General features: G+C 46.1%; 14 protein-coding genes, 1 tRNA gene, 1 pseudogene and 2 other annotated features (1 of these 18 running past the window's edge). Of the genes and pseudogenes, 12 read left to right on the top strand and 4 right to left on the bottom strand.

Features of this window, described 5'->3' with window-relative positions; genetic code table 11:
- Nucleotides 1–30, top strand: a binding site (T-box leader) (it extends 183 nt beyond the left edge of the window).
- 66 nt (nt 31–96) lie between these two features.
- Nucleotides 97–344: a binding site (T-box leader), on the top strand.
- A gap of 58 nt (nt 345–402) precedes the next feature.
- Genes trpE through trpA form a run of 7 tightly spaced genes read left to right on the top strand, consistent with a single transcriptional unit; the run spans nt 403 to nt 6,811 of the window.
- Nucleotides 403–1,809, top strand: coding sequence for an anthranilate synthase component I (trpE, locus tag ECA1_RS10715; RefSeq protein ID WP_060792453.1), 1,407 nt, complete (start codon nt 403–405; stop codon nt 1,807–1,809).
- Nucleotides 1,790–2,368, top strand: coding sequence for an anthranilate synthase component II (locus ECA1_RS10710; protein ID WP_060792452.1), 579 nt, complete (start codon nt 1,790–1,792; stop codon nt 2,366–2,368). Before trpE ends, ECA1_RS10710 begins: the two co-directional genes overlap by 20 nt.
- A 16-nt stretch (nt 2,369–2,384) precedes the next feature.
- Nucleotides 2,385–3,419, top strand: coding sequence for an anthranilate phosphoribosyltransferase (trpD, locus tag ECA1_RS10705; protein WP_060792451.1), 1,035 nt, complete (start codon nt 2,385–2,387; stop codon nt 3,417–3,419).
- A gap of 26 nt (nt 3,420–3,445) precedes the next feature.
- On the top strand, nt 3,446–4,204 hold the full coding sequence (trpC, locus tag ECA1_RS10700; RefSeq protein ID WP_060792450.1) for an indole-3-glycerol phosphate synthase TrpC: 759 nt from the start codon (nt 3,446–3,448) through the stop codon (nt 4,202–4,204).
- Nucleotides 4,201–4,848: a phosphoribosylanthranilate isomerase gene (locus tag ECA1_RS10695; RefSeq protein ID WP_060792449.1), complete on the top strand. Its 648-nt coding sequence runs from the start codon at nt 4,201–4,203 to the stop codon at nt 4,846–4,848. Before trpC ends, ECA1_RS10695 begins: the two co-directional genes overlap by 4 nt.
- Nucleotides 4,845–6,038 (top strand): tryptophan synthase subunit beta, encoded by a 1,194-nt coding sequence (gene trpB, locus ECA1_RS10690; protein WP_060792448.1) that lies wholly within the window; start codon nt 4,845–4,847, stop codon nt 6,036–6,038. Before ECA1_RS10695 ends, trpB begins: the two co-directional genes overlap by 4 nt.
- Nucleotides 6,035–6,811: a tryptophan synthase subunit alpha gene (gene trpA / locus ECA1_RS10685; protein WP_060792447.1), complete on the top strand. Its 777-nt coding sequence runs from the start codon at nt 6,035–6,037 to the stop codon at nt 6,809–6,811. The genes trpB and trpA overlap by 4 nt, the downstream gene beginning before the upstream one ends.
- A 148-nt stretch (nt 6,812–6,959) precedes the next feature.
- Here trpA and ECA1_RS10680 read toward each other — a convergent pair whose 3' ends face one another.
- Nucleotides 6,960–7,817 (bottom strand): PhzF family phenazine biosynthesis protein, encoded by an 858-nt coding sequence (locus tag ECA1_RS10680; protein ID WP_060792446.1) that lies wholly within the window; start codon nt 7,815–7,817, stop codon nt 6,960–6,962.
- Nucleotides 7,818–7,931: 114 nt separating this feature from the next.
- Here ECA1_RS10680 and ECA1_RS18080 point away from each other — a divergent pair.
- A pseudogene (locus ECA1_RS18080) lies at nt 7,932–8,467 on the top strand (nucleoside/nucleotide kinase family protein).
- A 39-nt stretch (nt 8,468–8,506) separates the two neighbouring features.
- On the opposite strand, the gene ECA1_RS10670 reads toward ECA1_RS18080, so the two are convergent.
- From ECA1_RS10670 to ECA1_RS10660, 3 genes are all read right to left on the bottom strand, one after another.
- On the bottom strand, nt 8,507–8,929 hold the full coding sequence (locus ECA1_RS10670; RefSeq protein ID WP_060792445.1) for an HIT family protein: 423 nt from the start codon (nt 8,927–8,929) through the stop codon (nt 8,507–8,509).
- Nucleotides 8,930–9,270: 341 nt separating this feature from the next.
- Nucleotides 9,271–9,344: transfer RNA gene (locus ECA1_RS10665), tRNA-Arg, on the bottom strand.
- A 145-nt stretch (nt 9,345–9,489) separates the two neighbouring features.
- Nucleotides 9,490–10,188: an O-methyltransferase gene (locus ECA1_RS10660; protein WP_060792444.1), complete on the bottom strand. Its 699-nt coding sequence runs from the start codon at nt 10,186–10,188 to the stop codon at nt 9,490–9,492.
- A 574-nt stretch (nt 10,189–10,762) separates the two neighbouring features.
- On the opposite strand from ECA1_RS10660, the gene ECA1_RS10655 reads away from it, so the two are divergent.
- Genes ECA1_RS10655 through leuD form a run of 4 tightly spaced genes read left to right on the top strand, consistent with a single transcriptional unit; the run spans nt 10,763 to nt 15,294 of the window.
- Entirely contained in the window at nt 10,763–12,283 is a 1,521-nt protein-coding gene (locus ECA1_RS10655) for a 2-isopropylmalate synthase (protein WP_060792443.1), read from the top strand.
- Entirely contained in the window at nt 12,280–13,344 is a 1,065-nt protein-coding gene (gene leuB, locus ECA1_RS10650) for a 3-isopropylmalate dehydrogenase (RefSeq protein WP_060792442.1), read from the top strand. Before ECA1_RS10655 ends, leuB begins: the two co-directional genes overlap by 4 nt.
- Complete coding sequence (gene leuC, locus ECA1_RS10645) at nt 13,325–14,707, top strand: 3-isopropylmalate dehydratase large subunit (protein WP_060792441.1); 1,383 nt, start codon at nt 13,325–13,327, stop codon at nt 14,705–14,707. Before leuB ends, leuC begins: the two co-directional genes overlap by 20 nt.
- Complete coding sequence (leuD, locus tag ECA1_RS10640; protein ID WP_060792440.1) at nt 14,707–15,294, top strand: 3-isopropylmalate dehydratase small subunit; 588 nt, start codon at nt 14,707–14,709, stop codon at nt 15,292–15,294. Before leuC ends, leuD begins: the two co-directional genes overlap by 1 nt.
- Nucleotides 15,295–15,304 lie beyond the last annotated feature (10 nt).

Here is a 15,304-nt window from a genome sequence, read left to right as displayed (position 1 = left end):
GAGGTGGCACCGTGAGTAATCGCCCTCATGCAGACGAGTTTGTTTGCATGAGGGCTTTTTTGTTTTTCTTGCCCTTCAACCAATAAAAAAATAAACGTAAAATCAAACTAAGAGAAGTACTTGAGTCTTTTTTGGTTACAGAAAGTCGGCGGTGATGAGAATCCGATACCAAGAAATCAAGGAAATGGCCTTAGCCGATCATTTTTTGAACCCTTTTTTTGGCAGTAGGAAAATGCGGGAACTCCCGTTATAGAGGAAGACCGTTGTTAGACGGTTGATAGAGAAGAAGTTGTTTTTTTAGGCAACTTTCAATTGAGGTGGTACCGCGGTCATTCGCCCTCAAGCAGACGTTTTTATGATGTTTGCTTGAGGGCTTTTTGTTTACAAAGAAAGGAGCAGCTTATGTATCGAATGGAACGAATCAACAGCGATTGTTTGACACCTGTCTCAGTGTTTTTACGGATTCAAGGGGCGCATAAATGTTTACTGGAAAGTATTCCCAGAGAAGAAGATACGGGACGCTATTCGATCCTCACCTTTGATCCTGTTCAGAAACTGACCTTTAAGGATGGTGTTTTTCAAGTGGAGGATCTTTTGGAAAAAACGGTCAACAAGTATCCCTGTCAGGACCCTTTAAAAGAAATGGAACGGTATGTAGTCAAAAAAGAAACCACCGCTTTACCGAATCTGCCGTTGCAAAGTGGGGCGATCGGGTATGCGGGCTATGATATCGCAGCTTGCTATGAAGACATTGGACAACTGCCCGCAGATGAATTGCAGGTGCCTGATATGGCCTTTTGGCTTTTTGAAACCTTTCTCGTTCTGGACCATCAAAGGGAAACCTTGACCATCATCCTTGAAAATTGCTACAGCCAAAGGGGGACCGCCGAGATGGAGCAGGTACTCCAAGCGGTGCAGCAGCAATTAAGGACACCGGTCGCAGCTGAGACCCGTGGGTTATCGAATGAAAAGCTGCATTTTATAAGTAATGTTACTCAACATGCCTATGAAACGATCGTTCGTGAGGCAAAAGCCCGAATTACGGCAGGGGATATGTTTCAAGTTGTTCCTTCCCAACGTCTGCAAGCAGCATTTACGCAAGATCCTTTTGACTATTACCGAAAACTGCGAGTGACGAATCCGTCTGCCTACCTCTATTATCTTGATTTCGATCACGGATTCAAAGTGATCGGCAGTTCACCTGAAAGCTTGATTCGGGTTCAAGGAACAACGATCACCACAAATCCAATCGCTGGTACCCGCAAACGAGGGGCAACCAAAGCAGAAGACGAAGCTTTGGCGGCGGAACTATTAGCAGATGAAAAAGAACGTGCAGAGCACCAAATGCTGATCGATCTGGGGCGCAATGATTTGGGCCGAATCGCTGAACATGGCACGGTTCATGTTCCTTTATACATGGTGATCGAGAAATACCGCTATGTCATGCATATCGTTTCGGTGGTGGCTGCCAAGCGCAGAACAGGTGTGACGGCAATGGATGCCTTGAAAGCAACCCTGCCAGCAGGCACGGTCAGCGGGGCACCAAAGATTCGTGCCATGACTCGCATCTATCAATGGGAAGCTGTTCGAAGAGGGGTCTATGCGGGAGCCGTTGGGTATTTTTCTCGAAACGATCAAGCGGATTTTGCCATCGGGATTCGAACAATGGTTTTGAAAGACGCGATCGCTTATGTCCAGGCAGGGGCGGGTGTCGTTTATGATTCTGATCCCTCATCTGAATACCACGAAACCTTACACAAAGCCAAAGCACTATTGGAGGTGTCAGCCAATGATCTTACTCGTCGATAACTATGATTCGTTTACTTACAATCTTCTCCAGCTCTGTCCAGAAGAAACAGTCGTCTTGCGAAATGATGATCCAGACCTTTTCCTTGTTGCTGAAGAAGCAGATGGCATCATTTTTTCCCCCGGACCAGGACGTCCCGCAGAGGCAGGATTCATGATTCCTTTGATCAAAACATATCACAATAGCAAGCCGCTTTTAGGGATCTGCTTAGGTCATCAAGCCATTGGAGAAGCGTTTGGTGCCAAAGTGGTCCAAGCACCAGCCATTATGCACGGCAAGCAATCGAGCCTTACGTATCAGAAAAAAGGCGTATTCCAAACCTACCTAGGAGACATGACTGTCATGCGCTATCACTCGCTGGTCATTGAGCCAGCGACCCTTCCTGCACAATTTGAGGTATTGGCTGAAACAAAAGGGATCATCATGGCGATCCAGCATCGACAAAAGCCGATCGTAGGCCTTCAATTCCACCCTGAATCAATGGGGACAAACGAAGGGGCGTTTTTTATCCAACGGTTTCTTGAACTCATTTCAGAGAAATCAGCAAAAAGCAGCAAATGAAAAAGGAGGAACATTTATGGAAGCAGTCAAAATACAGCAGCCGCAGCAAATCACCCAGCAGCTTTTTAATGGCAGTCATTTAAGTTATCAGGAGATGCGCCACTTTGCTCAAGGAATTTTAAGCGGGATGTTTTCAGAAAGTCAATTGGGGGCAGCGTTAGTTGCGATGAAGATCAACGGCATCACAGCCGCCGAATTGACCGCTTTAGCGGAAATCATGTTAGAGCATGCCGTGACCATTCCTTATGAAGGAGGAGACGCCATGGACAATTGCGGTACTGGCGGCGACCACTCCAATAGTTTTAATGTCTCCACTACGTCTGCTTTCGTGTTAGCAGCTGGGGGAATCACGATGGCAAAACACGGCAATCGCAGTATCTCTAGTCGTTCAGGCAGTGCCGATGTCTTAGCCTGCTTGGGGGTATCGATCCAAGCATCACCAGAAAAAATCGTTGAGCTATTAACGACTGTCGGCATCGCGTTTCTCTTCGCTCCCTCGTTGCATCCCGGCATGAAAGCAGTGATGAAGATACGGCAAGAATTAGCAACGCCAACGATTTTTAATCTATTAGGCCCCTTGATCAATCCTGTTCCGTTGACTACGCAACTGATTGGGACTTACGCAGGCGAGAGCTTGGCTGACACCGCTCAGGCGTTAGGCAGTCTTGGTCGGCAAAGAGCAATGGTGATCCATGGATGCAACGGAATGGATGAAGCCAATTTGGCAGGTGAAACTGCGATCAGCTTTTATCAAGGAGGAGAGGTAGCCAATTTTTCTTTGGATCCACAAGCGTACGGCTTTACGCCAGCGCCGATCGAGGCGATCGTCGGCGGGGATGCCGCTCAAAATGCGGCGATCTTAACTGCGGTGTTGAAAAATCAACCCTCCGTTTATCTAGAAACGGTGGTCTTAAATGCAGGGTTAGGTTTTTACGCTAACGGCAAAGCCGCCACGATAGCGGAAGGGTTTGCGATGGCACGGGCGTGTATCGCTTCGGGCGCCGCCTATGACAAACTGCAGGAGTTGATCCGCCAGTCAAATAGTCAATAATTACGAAAGCTGTAAGGAGGAGAATCATGGATTTTTTAGAAACGATCATCCAGAAAAAAGTTGAAGAAGTTGCCGCGATGCCACAAGAAACCGAAAAGGTCGTAGCGAAACGCCCATCATTTTATCAGCAAGTCAAGGACCGACCACAAAAGATGCACCTCATTGCTGAAATCAAGCGGGCTTCACCTTCAAAAGGAGACATTAATCAAGCGATCGACCCAGTTACGCAAGCGCAAGCTTATGAAGCCGCGGGTGTCAGCGGGATTTCCGTTTTGACCGACCAGCAATTTTTCAAAGGCTCGCTGGCAGATCTTGAAGCAGTCAGTAAGGCTGTTTCGGTGCCTATACTATGCAAAGACTTCATTATCGACAAAAAACAATTGATTCGCGCCAAGAATGCGGGTGCCAGTATCGTTTTATTGATCGTGGCTGCGTTAGAGCCAGCCCGTTTCGTCGCGCTGTATCAAGAAGCCGAAGCACTAGGGTTGGAAGTACTCGTTGAGACCCATAATGCGGCTGAATTTCAACAAGCCCAAGCATTAGGTGCCAAAATCATCGGCGTCAACAATCGTGACCTAAAAACTTTTGACGTTTCCTTGGATGTCAGTGTTGCTTTAGCACCTCAGCCGTCAGAGGCGGTTTATATCAGTGAATCTGGTATTCGAACGGCCGCAGATGTGCTGCAGCTTGCACCGTTTTATCATGGAGTCCTCGTTGGAGAAACGATGATGAGGAGCAATCGAATTGTTGAAACAGCGGCAGATTTGCAGGTGAGCCGTCGATGACCAAAGTGAAAATTTGTGGACTCACCGAACGCCTGCATGTCGAAACTGCCATCAATGCAGGAGCAGATTACCTTGGCTTTGTTTTTGCCGAAAGCCGTCGGAGAATCGATCCGACCCAAGTCCGCAAGATAACGGAGCAAGTTCCCGAAAATGTAGGAAAAGTCGGGGTTTTCGTTTCTCCAAGTGTTGAAGAAGTGCAAGCGGCAATTCAAACCGCCCAATTGACAGCGATTCAGCTCCATGGAAAGGTTCTGCCATCTTTGCAAACAGCCATTCAGAAGGGGGTTTTTGCTCATCAAAAGATCGCAGTGATCCAAGCCTTTGATGGAGAAGCAGAGACTTTAGAGCAAGATTTCCTGAGCTGCGATGCAGATTTCGGTTTATTGGACGCTCCAGTAAGAGATCACCCTTATGCTGGCGGCAACGGCCAGTCCTTTGATTGGCAAAAAGCGGCGAGAGAACCGTTGCCGTTGTCTGAGCGATTTTTTATTGCTGGCGGGTTGCACGCGGAAAATGTAGAAGAGGCGATCCAACTTTTTTGGCCTTATGCTGTCGATGTTTCTTCAGGCGTTGAAACCCAGGGCAAGAAAGACAGTCGGAAAATCGAACAATTTATTCATTTAGTAAAGGAGAAAAAAAGATGACTCAGTATCCCACAAAAGCAGGATTTTATGGTTCTTTTGGCGGACAGTTTGTGCCAGAGACATTGATGTATGCAGTCAAGCAATTGGAAACTGTCTATCGTGAAGCACAAGCGGACGCAAGTTTTCAAGCTGAATTACAGGAATATTTACAAGAGTATGTAGGAAGAGAGACCCCCCTTTATCATGCCCAGCGCTTGTCACAACACTTAGGCGGTGCCAAAATTTATCTGAAGCGAGAAGATTTGAATCATACGGGTGCCCATAAAATCAATAATGCACTTGGCCAAGTCTTATTAGCAAAACGGATGGGGAAAAAGAAAGTGGTAGCAGAGACCGGTGCTGGGCAGCATGGCGTCGCCACAGCAACTGCGGCCGCGTTGTTCGGTATGGAATGCACGATTTTTATGGGCGCGGTAGATGTTCAGCGGCAAGCACTAAACGTCTTTCGAATGGAATTGTTGGGAGCAAAAGTGGTTTCAGTCACATCAGGCAATCAGACATTGAAAGATGCTGTCAATGAAGCGCTGCGCTACTGGGTCGCAACCGTCGAGGACACTCATTACGTGATGGGTTCGGTACTCGGTCCGCATCCTTTTCCAGAGATCGTTCGAGATTTTCAAAGTGTGATTGGCAGTGAGACACGGCGGCAACTATTAGAAAAAGAAGGACAACTACCAACGACAGTCGTTGCTTGTGTTGGCGGCGGCAGCAATGCGATGGGAATGTTTTACCCTTTCATCAACGATCAAACCGTTCGTTTGATTGGCGTTGAAGCAGCTGGAAAAGGCGTGGATACTACCGAGCATGCGGCGACTTTGACGAAAGGCAGTATCGGTATTTTACATGGTACCAAAATGCATTTGCTGCAAGACGATGATGGGCAAGTGATTGAACCCTATTCGATTTCAGCTGGTTTGGATTACCCAGGGGTCGGTCCCGAGCATTCTTATTTGAAGGAAATTGCGCGTGCGGAGTATTTCGCGGTCACTGATGAAGAAGCTGTTGACGCCTTTTATCTCTTGTCTCAAATCGAAGGCATTATTCCCGCTTTGGAAAGTGCTCATGCCGTTGCCTATGCTTTAAAGTTAGCGCCAACGATGACAGCAGAAGAACGCTTAGTGATCTGTTTGTCTGGGCGAGGGGACAAAGATGTTCAACAAATCAAAGATCGGAAAGGGGAAGCGAAATGACCAGCAAAACATTGACGATGAAACTAAAGGAGTGCCAAAAACAAGGCAAGCCGTTGTTTGTACCTTATATCATGGCGGGTGCCAACGGACTGGAACGCCTGCCAGCAGAAATCGAACTGTTGACGACACATGGCGCAGCCGCCATTGAAATCGGCGTGCCCTTTTCAGACCCAGTCGCAGATGGAGCGGTCATCCAAGCAGCTGGAATGCAGGCATTAGCCAATGGCACCACTTTAAAAAAGATCATTGCTGCGCTGCAAACGATCCATTCTGAGGTTCCACTGGTATTGATGGGGTATGCCAATTCATTCTTTCATTATGGGATTGAACAGTTAGCAAATGAGTTAAAAACGACAAATGTGAAAGGGTTGATTATTCCAGATTTGCCTTTTGAACATCGATCGCTAGTAACGCCTACGTTTGATGCGGCGGATCTCGCGCTGCTCACACTGGTCTCTTTGACCAGTCCCCCAGACAGAATTCAGACGCTGATCGAAGAAGCGGAAGGATTCGTTTATGCTGTGACAGTGAACGGTGTCACTGGAGAAGATCGCCAATACAACGAACAGCTGGATCAGCATTTGCAAGCCATTTCGGAAAAAAGTCCGATTCCTGTACTAGCTGGTTTCGGGGTCTCGACCCACGCAGACGTGCAGCGCTTTGCCCGAGTGTGCGGTGGGGTAGTGATCGGTTCAAAAATCGTAGCAGCCTTACAGAACGAGCCACTGCCTAAAGTCAGTGAGCTGTTAGCAGAACTTGTCGGTATTTCATAGAAAATCAAGGTGAAGGAAAGAACCCGAGTTGGGTTCTTTTTTTTATGAGAAAACTAGTATTCGAGATACTGATGGGCTGCTATGGAAAAAGAACACGCTGTGTGAAGAGGAAAAAAGGCTGATGGAAGATCAGCCTAAATTGTTGTGATTATGCCAGTGTATCGGTGTCGATGGTGACTGTCTCGCAAAAATGCCCTCTGCCCCCAACATAAACACGTTGGATTTCCTTTCGCGAGGACGTAGCTAGTTTGACAAAGATTTCAGAAGGTTCACCTAAATTGCTGCCTTGTTCAAAGCGATACACTTCTTTTTCAAGGGAACATTTTTGATGCAAGAAGCAAGCCAAAGCGGCATTGGAAGTACCTGTGGCAGATTCTTCATTGATGTCAAACAATGGGGCAAAGTTACGGCAAACGATTCGTTCTTTTTCCATTGCATATAAGTGCATGCCAACTACTTGTTGCAGCGCACTTACTTTTTTTATTTCCTCAAAATCAGGTACAATATGCTGCAACTGGGCCGTTGTTTTGATTGGAACAAGGATATCCTTTAATCCAGTAGAAACGATTTGAATAGGAATTTGATCGTTGATAGCATTGGTATCGAAACAGTCAGCTAATTGTTCTAATGAAAGGACATCTGAAAACAGCGGTTTGTTCTGTTCCATGAAAATGACACCGTCTTTGATGGTGATCGACAAACGTCCGGCGTTGGTGTCGATGCGATACTGTGGCTTGGAAAGTTTGTTCAAATATGACAATAGAGCAAAGGAAGCAATTGTTGCATGTCCGCATAAGTCAACTTCTTCTTTTGGTGTAAAATAGTCAAATCGGAAATCGGCCTCCGGGGATTTCGATAAAAAAGCTGTTTCTGAAAAGCCTAACTCTTTTGCGATGGCTAACTTTTGTTGTGGTGTAAGGGGCTGTTCCAGCAAAACGACTCCAGCCTTGTTGCCACCTGTTTGATTTTTACTAAACCCGCTTGCGATATATACCGTTATCTCCATAGGACACCTGCTTTCTTTATTCTTGTCAAGCATAGCATAATTTTTGCAGGGGGAGGATAAGAAAAAGGATTGGTTGAGCGTGTTATACTGAAGGTACGACAGAGGAGGGACTTCATGAAGAGAGGGAAAGTAATTGTAGTCAGTGGTGTTACAGCGTCCGGCAAAACGACATTGGTTCGTGAATTGAGTAGATTGGCAGATGGAATAGTGATCTCCTTTGATGATTATAGTATTGATGCATTGCCCTCAGCACCATCTTTTGATTGTTTTTACAAGATGCCCGCGCAGCGATCAATCAATATGACATCAGTCTGCTACTAAAAGATCTGAAGAGAGCGATGAGCATTCAACCAATCATTTTTGTGGACTTTCCCTTCGGATATGAGCACCAAGATTTGCGTCAGTTGATCAATACGGTGGTTTATTTGAAAACACCACTAGATATTGCTTTTGCTCGTCAGATTAAACGGGATTGTACGAACGAATCAAAAGAAGCGATTTTGACTTGGGCAGATACTTATCTTTCCTATGCAAGGGAGCTATTTGTTTTACACGAACAGATCATTGCTGAAACAGCCGACTATGTACTGGATGGTGCTCTACCAGCTGATCAGCTAGCAGAACAAGTAAAGTATTATCAAGTATTTTAAGAAGCGCGTTTAAGCAAGATTTAGTCTACTGAGTTTTGTTTAATCTCCCTTACTATCTGTTTCAAAGGTCAAAAATGCCGCTGCTTCCTCTAAAGAGAGCGCTGCTCCATTGAATGTGGGCCACGCATTGATACCGTCACATTTTTTTCTCGGAATCAAGTGAAGGTGAAAGTGAGGGACTGATTGACCCGCTGCTTGATTTGCTGCGCTTAGCAAATTAATCCCATCAAATCCTAAGCGAGTGACACAATGATCTGCTATTTTTTGAACCGTTTGAATGAGGTGAGCAAGAAGAACGGGGTCGCAGTCTAAAATACTGGTGTAATGTTTTTTAGGAATAACCAGCATATGATAATCCACGTCTTTGGCATGATCAAGGAAGGCGCAAACACTGTCATCTTCATAGATTACATGGCTTTTTATTTTTCCAGAGACGATACGGCAAAAAGGACATTCTTCCATCAAAATTCCTCCTATGGAATAAATTTTGTTAGTTGTGTTCGAGAAGTATAATATCTAAAAACGTGAAGCTACTGGATTATGGGAAACCATAAACGAGCTTTGCAATTAAGCCACTCTTTGAGAGGATAATATCATATTTATTTAGCAGTTAAAACTATATGTGATAATTAATGATGTTTTAGATAATTAGTTAATAGGTTGTTTGCAAAAGAAAAGCACCGTGCTGCTGATTTGTGGTAAAAGTGACGTTTGAAAAAAGTGGCTTTTAAAAAATTTGTCAAAAAAAATCGCTAGGAATCAAGATTCCTAACGATCTGGTAGCGCTATGCTCGATAATATAACGTTCCAGGAGGGATTCGAACCCCCGACCGTTCGCTTAGAAGGCGAATGCTCTATCCGGCTGAGCTACTGGAACAAATAAATTTCAGCGAATGCTCACTTCGCCTAAGCTGTTGAAATCAATCAGCAACAAATAACATTATAGAAAAAGGGCGCAGCAATGTCAATCTCTTTTCGCCCTTTTCTTATTTTTTCTTTGAAAAAAGGAAGCGCAGCTGCTCTCAACCTTTCTCAGGTTCCTCAAGGATTACGCTATCTGCTTCTTTCGTAATGAGAATCACACCATCTCCTAAAGGGACGAGGGTGGAGGTCAGCTGAGGATGGTTCATCACGGTATCCAAGAAAAGATTCAACTTGCGATGGATCGCTCGCTGGTTGCGAGGGATGTCTTCGATGGGTTGCAGAATCGTTCCAGCTTGGAACACGTCATCCACCATCAACACGCCGCCTTTGCGTAACAGACGTAGACATTCTGGCAAAAATTCAATGTATTTCGATTTGGCACTGTCCATGAAGATAAAATCATAAGGCCCACTCAATGTAGGCAGGACATCTGCCGCTTGTCCTTCTAAAAGCGTGATTTTGTCTTCATTTCCTAAGCGAGCATAGGTTTCTTTGGCTTTGCGGATCATGACGTCAAAGCGATCGATCGTTGTGACATGCCCCTCTTTCACACATTGCGCCATCAAGCTTGAAGAAAAACCGATCGCTGTGCCGATCTCAAGGATTTCTTTTGGCTGAAGCTGTCCCAATAAAAACTGCAAAAAGACCACAGTTTCATGTGGGATGATTGGCACTTCTTTATCATGAGCGGCTTGCTCGATTTCACCAAGTTCGCCGGGTAATTGTTTTTGTTTTTCACGCATAAACGCCACTAGTTCTGGTTTGACTACTGGACGATGCATCATTTCGTTGCGCATCTTCATCCTCCTCATTTATCGCTGCCCCTTATTATACGAATAACTCACCTTAAGTTCAATCTTTTCGAGTCTTTGGAACAACAAAAAAACCAGTCATACGACTGGCAGGATAAAGGGGTGAAAAATATTTTTGGGATATTTCTATCATAACGGTGTTATGTGGAGGTTTGGTTAAAATCCTGTGAAGATCTCGTCAGGTTCTGCTTAAATTTTCATCAAGGAAGAAAAGCAACCCATCATCAAGGCGAAAACGAACTTTTTATCGAAATATTCAGAAAATTCAGGGAAAAGTGTTGACAGAGGAACCTGCTGTTTGGTATCTTCATAACAAGATAAAAAAAGTGATAGGTGACGACGATGGATAAACGATTGAAACAAACAGCTGCATTTTTATTATTATTATCGTAAGGACTCTTTTTCTATGACCCGCCTTTTTAAGGCATCATTTGAAGAGTCCTATTCGCATTGCATGAAGGAAACCCTTTATGGAGTGCTTTTTTTATACCATTTTTTCAATTTGTTTGAATGAGGTCGCGCCAAGCGTGCCCCTACCACTGCCAAGGAGGAAATAGTGATGAGAAAAATCCAGTTTTTTGACACCACATTGAGAGACGGTGAACAGACGCCGGGAGTCAACTTCAATACGAAAGAGAAGGTTCAACTGGCGCTGCAATTAGAAAAATGGGGTATCGATACGATCGAAGCAGGCTTTCCGATTGCATCAGAAGGAGATTTTCAAGCAGTCCAAGCGATTGCTGGGGCGGTGACGAAAATGACCGTTGCAGGACTTGCCCGTTGTCAGAAAAAAGACATTGATCGTGCCTATGAAGCTCTTCATCAAGCCGTCGATCCCCAGATCCATGTCTTTCTAGCAACGAGTGAGGTGCATCGCCAGTACAAGCTGAATATGACGAAAGCAGAAGTACTTGCTTCCATCAAAGAACATGTGGCTTATGCCCGTGAACGCTTTGAAAAAGTTCAATTTTCGCCAGAAGATGCCACCCGCACCGATAAGGCCTTCTTGCTTGAGGCGGTTCAAACAGCGATTGATGCCGGCGCGACGATCATCAATGTGCCCGATACAGTAGGGTTTACTAATCCTACGGAATATGGTGCGCTTTTTGCCTATTTGATCGCCAATATCAAGAGTGAGCAGCCGATCATTTTTTCTTCCCATTGTCATGATGACTTGGGAATGGCGACAGCCAATGCGATGGCAGCTATCGAAAATGGTGCTGATCGGGTGGAAGGAACGATCAACGGGATCGGCGAACGAGCGGGCAATACCGCATTAGAAGAAGTGGCGCTGGCGTTGCATATTCGCAATGATTTCTATCAGGCTACCTCCAACATCAAGTTAAACGAAACAAAACGCACCAGCGATCTGGTGGCACGTTTGTCTGGGATCACGGTACCGAAAAACAAAGCGATCGTCGGCGGCAATGCCTATGCTCATGAATCTGGGATTCATCAAGATGGCGTCTTGAAAAATCCTGAAACTTACGAAATCATTACCCCGCAACTGGTAGGCGTACAAACCAACTCACTGCCCCTTGGCAAACTTTCTGGCCGCCATGCGTTTGTCGATAAAATGCAGCAGCTGGGCTACCAGTTTGACCAAGAAGAAACCAATGAATTGTTTAAACGCTTCAAAGAGTTGGCAGATAAGAAAAAGCAAGTGACCGAACAAGATTTGCTGGCTTTGGTGGCTGACCAGGGCCGCAGCCAAGAAGATGGCTGCGAGTTGGACGCCGTTCAGCTACAATATGTGTCCAATGGCCATCAAGGAGCGGTGGTTTCTATCATCAAAGATGAGGAAAAACAAGTGGCATCAGCTATCGGTGCCGGCAGTATCCAAGCTATCTACAACTCGATCGATCAGATTTTCCAGCAGCAGCCGAAGTTGTTGAACTATGAGATCACTGCCTTGACCAGTGGGGAAGATGCGCAAGCGGAAGTGCACGTGGTTATTGAATGCCAGGAAACCAATGAAAAAATCAGCGGGATCGGCTTAGACTTTGATGTCTTGCAGGCGTCAGCCAAAGCCTATGTACAGGCTAGCGCAGCTCTAAAGAATCGAGGTGTCCTTGTTTGAAAAAGATCGTGGTTTTAGCAGGAGATGGCATCGGACCAGAAATTATGGCCAGTGCGCTTGCGGTATTAAAAGCGGCTTGTCAAGACCATCTCCAACGCTTTCATTTTGACCAGCGGCCATTTGGTGGTGCGGCGCTGGCACTTACTGGAGAGCCATTGCCGCAAGAAACACTACAAGCTTGCCAGCAGGCGGATGCGATCCTTTTAGGAGCCATTGGTGATCCAGTTTGGGAAAACGCACCGATAACACCCGAGAAAGGACTTTTGAATTTGCGTCAAGCGTTAGGGCTATACGCCAATATTCGACCCATCAAAGTAGTTGATGCGGTGATTGCTTTGTCTCCCATTAAAGAAGCGATCCTTCGGGGGACAGATTTTGTCATCGTTCGTGAGTTGACTGGCGGTATCTATTTTGGCGAAAAAGCAGAAAAACCTGAAGAAGCCTACGACATCAATCATTATCATCAAGCAGAGATTCGACGGATTTTGCGTAAAGCTTTTGAGATCGCCCGCACGCGGAAGAAGCGGGTTCTCTCTGTCGATAAAGCAAATGTGTTGGCGACTAGCCGACTTTGGCGCCGATTAGCGGAAGAAACGGCACAGGAATTCCCAGATTGTCAGTTGACTCATCAATATGTTGATTCCGCCGCTATGAAAATCATCCAAAATCCCAAAGACTTTGATGTAATCGTGACAGAAAATCTCTTTGGCGACATTTTAAGTGATGAAGCCTCGGTTTTGCCAGGGTCATTAGGGGTGCTGCCTAGCGCAAGTCATGGCGCAGAAGGGGTTTCTTTATATGAACCGATTCATGGCTCTGCACCTGATATCGCTGGGCAAAATTGCGCCAATCCGGTTTCCATGATTTTATCTGTCGTCATGATGCTAAGAGAGTCCTTTCAAGAGGAAGAGCTGGCGGATACCATCGAAAGTGCTTGTTACGAGGTAATGAATGCGGGAATCTTGACCCGTGATCTAGGTGGTACAGCAACGACAACTGCCTTTACAGAAGCGGTTATTGCACAGTTAGGAGTGAGCAATTATGGGGAAAACGCTGTTTGATAAACTATGGGATCGGCATGTCATCACAGGAGAAGAAGGGCAAGCGCAGCTGCTTTATGTCGATCTGCATATGATCCATGAAGTGACGACACCGCAAGCCTTCGAAGGATTACGGCAAGCGGGACGGGCAGTCCGCTGTCCCGAAAAAACCTTCGCAACGATGGATCACAACGTGCCTACCAAAGATATTTTTACCATCACTGATCTGGTTGCAAAAAAGCAAATGGACACGTTACGTAAAAACTGTCGAGATTTTGGGATCGAATTGTGTGACAATGGCTCTGCCAACCAAGGAATCGTCCACATGGTTGGCCCAGAAGTTGGCTTGACCCAACCAGGGAAAACGATCGTTTGCGGGGATTCCCACACTGCCACCCATGGTGCTTTCGGTGCGATCGCGTTTGGGATCGGTACGAGTGAAGTAGAGCATGTCTTTGCGACACAGACGATTTGGCAGACAAAACCGAAACGCATGGGAGTTGAGATTACCGGTCACCTGCAGCCGGGAGTGTACGCTAAAGATATTATTTTGGCATTGATCGCGACCCATGGCACTGATTTTGGTGGTGGCTATGCCGTAGAATTCTTTGGCGAAACGATCCGTAGCCTGACGATGGAAGAACGCATGACCATTTGCAATATGTCGATCGAAGGTGGGGCGAAAATGGGCTTGATCGCCCCTGATGAAACGACCTTTACTTATGTGAAGGATCGACGCTTTGCGCCACAAGCGTTTGCCAGTGCGGTGGCTGATTGGCAAAGCCTTTATACCGATGAAGATGCCAACTATGATGCCCTGATCACCCTAGACGCAACAACCTTAGAACCCTATATCACTTGGGGAACCAATCCAGAAATGGGGGTACCAGTCAGCGAAGCGTTTCCTGAAGTGCGGGATCACAATGATCAGCAAGCCTATGAATATATGGCGTTGCAACCTGGACAGACAGCTGCTGATATCCCCATTGAATACATTTTTATTGGATCGTGTACCAATGGTCGTTTGTCTGATCTGCAAGAGGCAGCGGCGATTTTGAAAGGTCAGACTATCAAAGAAGGGGTCACTGGTATTATCGTTCCTGGTTCACGCCCTGTTCGTAAAGCAGCGGAAGCGATCGGTTTAGACAAAGTCTTTATTGACGCTGGTTTTGAATGGCGGGAGCCTGGCTGTTCCATGTGCTTAGGAATGAATCCTGATAAAGTACCAGAAGGCGTCCACTGTGCCTCCACATCAAACCGCAATTTTGTTGGACGGCAAGGGAAAAACGCGCGGACGCACCTCTGTAGTCCAGCGATGGCGGCAGCAGCTGCGATTCATGGGCGCTTTGTCGATGTACGAGAAGTGGTTGGAGGTGTTGGTTAATGGAAGCTTTTACGCAATTTGAAGGTACGACGCTGCCTTTGATGAATGACAATATCGATACCGATCAAATCCTACCGAAAAATTATTTGAAACGCGTTGAAAAAACGGGTTTTGGCGAATTTTTATTTGACGATTGGCGCTATTTGCCGCAACGCAAGCCTAATCCAGCATTTATCTTGAATGATCCAGCATATCAGACCGCTCAAGTCCTCGTCACTGGTGATAATTTTGGTTCTGGCTCTTCTCGAGAGCACGCGGCATGGGCGCTGTTGGATTACGGCTTTAAAGCCGTGATTGCTGGCAGCTTCGGTGATATTTTCTATATGAATGCCACCAAAAACGGGCTGCTGCCCATCGAGCTGCCATTGGATGTTCGCCAAAGGATCGCCTCGCTGCCTGCTTCTGAAAAAATCAGCATCGACTTGCCGAGGCAATGTGTGATCATTGCTGGGGAGGAGCATTTCTTTGCAATCGATGCTACCTGGAAACACAAATTGATCCACGGTCTCGATGAGATCAGTATCACGTTGCAGGAAGAGGCGAAAATCACCGCCTATGAGCAGACGATTCCAGCGTATTGGCAGTAGGGCTAGGGGA

This window comes from Enterococcus casseliflavus NBRC 100478 (assembly GCF_001544095.1).
GTDB lineage: Bacteria > Bacillota > Bacilli > Lactobacillales > Enterococcaceae > Enterococcus_D > Enterococcus_D casseliflavus.
Note: the sequence above shows the minus strand (reverse complement) of the source record. Positions and strands in the feature narration are given on the sequence as shown.

What these genes read in the sequence shown, in the direction of transcription:
- trpE (WP_060792453.1), top strand. Translation starts at nt 403, where the DNA reads ATGTATCGAATGGAACGAATCAACAGCGATTGTTTGACACCTGTCTCA.
- ECA1_RS10710 (WP_060792452.1), top strand. Translation starts at nt 1,790, where the DNA reads ATGATCTTACTCGTCGATAACTATGATTCGTTTACTTACAATCTTCTC.
- trpD (WP_060792451.1), top strand. Translation starts at nt 2,385, where the DNA reads ATGGAAGCAGTCAAAATACAGCAGCCGCAGCAAATCACCCAGCAGCTT.
- trpC (WP_060792450.1), top strand. Translation starts at nt 3,446, where the DNA reads ATGGATTTTTTAGAAACGATCATCCAGAAAAAAGTTGAAGAAGTTGCC.
- ECA1_RS10695 (WP_060792449.1), top strand. Translation starts at nt 4,201, where the DNA reads ATGACCAAAGTGAAAATTTGTGGACTCACCGAACGCCTGCATGTCGAA.
- trpB (WP_060792448.1), top strand. Translation starts at nt 4,845, where the DNA reads ATGACTCAGTATCCCACAAAAGCAGGATTTTATGGTTCTTTTGGCGGA.
- trpA (WP_060792447.1), top strand. Translation starts at nt 6,035, where the DNA reads ATGACCAGCAAAACATTGACGATGAAACTAAAGGAGTGCCAAAAACAA.
- ECA1_RS10680 (WP_060792446.1), bottom strand. Translation starts at nt 7,817, where the DNA reads ATGGAGATAACGGTATATATCGCAAGCGGGTTTAGTAAAAATCAAACA.
- ECA1_RS10670 (WP_060792445.1), bottom strand. Translation starts at nt 8,929, where the DNA reads ATGGAAGAATGTCCTTTTTGCCGTATCGTCTCTGGAAAAATAAAAAGC.
- ECA1_RS10660 (WP_060792444.1), bottom strand. Translation starts at nt 10,188, where the DNA reads ATGCGCAACGAAATGATGCATCGTCCAGTAGTCAAACCAGAACTAGTG.
- ECA1_RS10655 (WP_060792443.1), top strand. Translation starts at nt 10,763, where the DNA reads ATGAGAAAAATCCAGTTTTTTGACACCACATTGAGAGACGGTGAACAG.
- leuC (WP_060792441.1), top strand. Translation starts at nt 13,325, where the DNA reads ATGGGGAAAACGCTGTTTGATAAACTATGGGATCGGCATGTCATCACA.
- leuD (WP_060792440.1), top strand. Translation starts at nt 14,707, where the DNA reads ATGGAAGCTTTTACGCAATTTGAAGGTACGACGCTGCCTTTGATGAAT.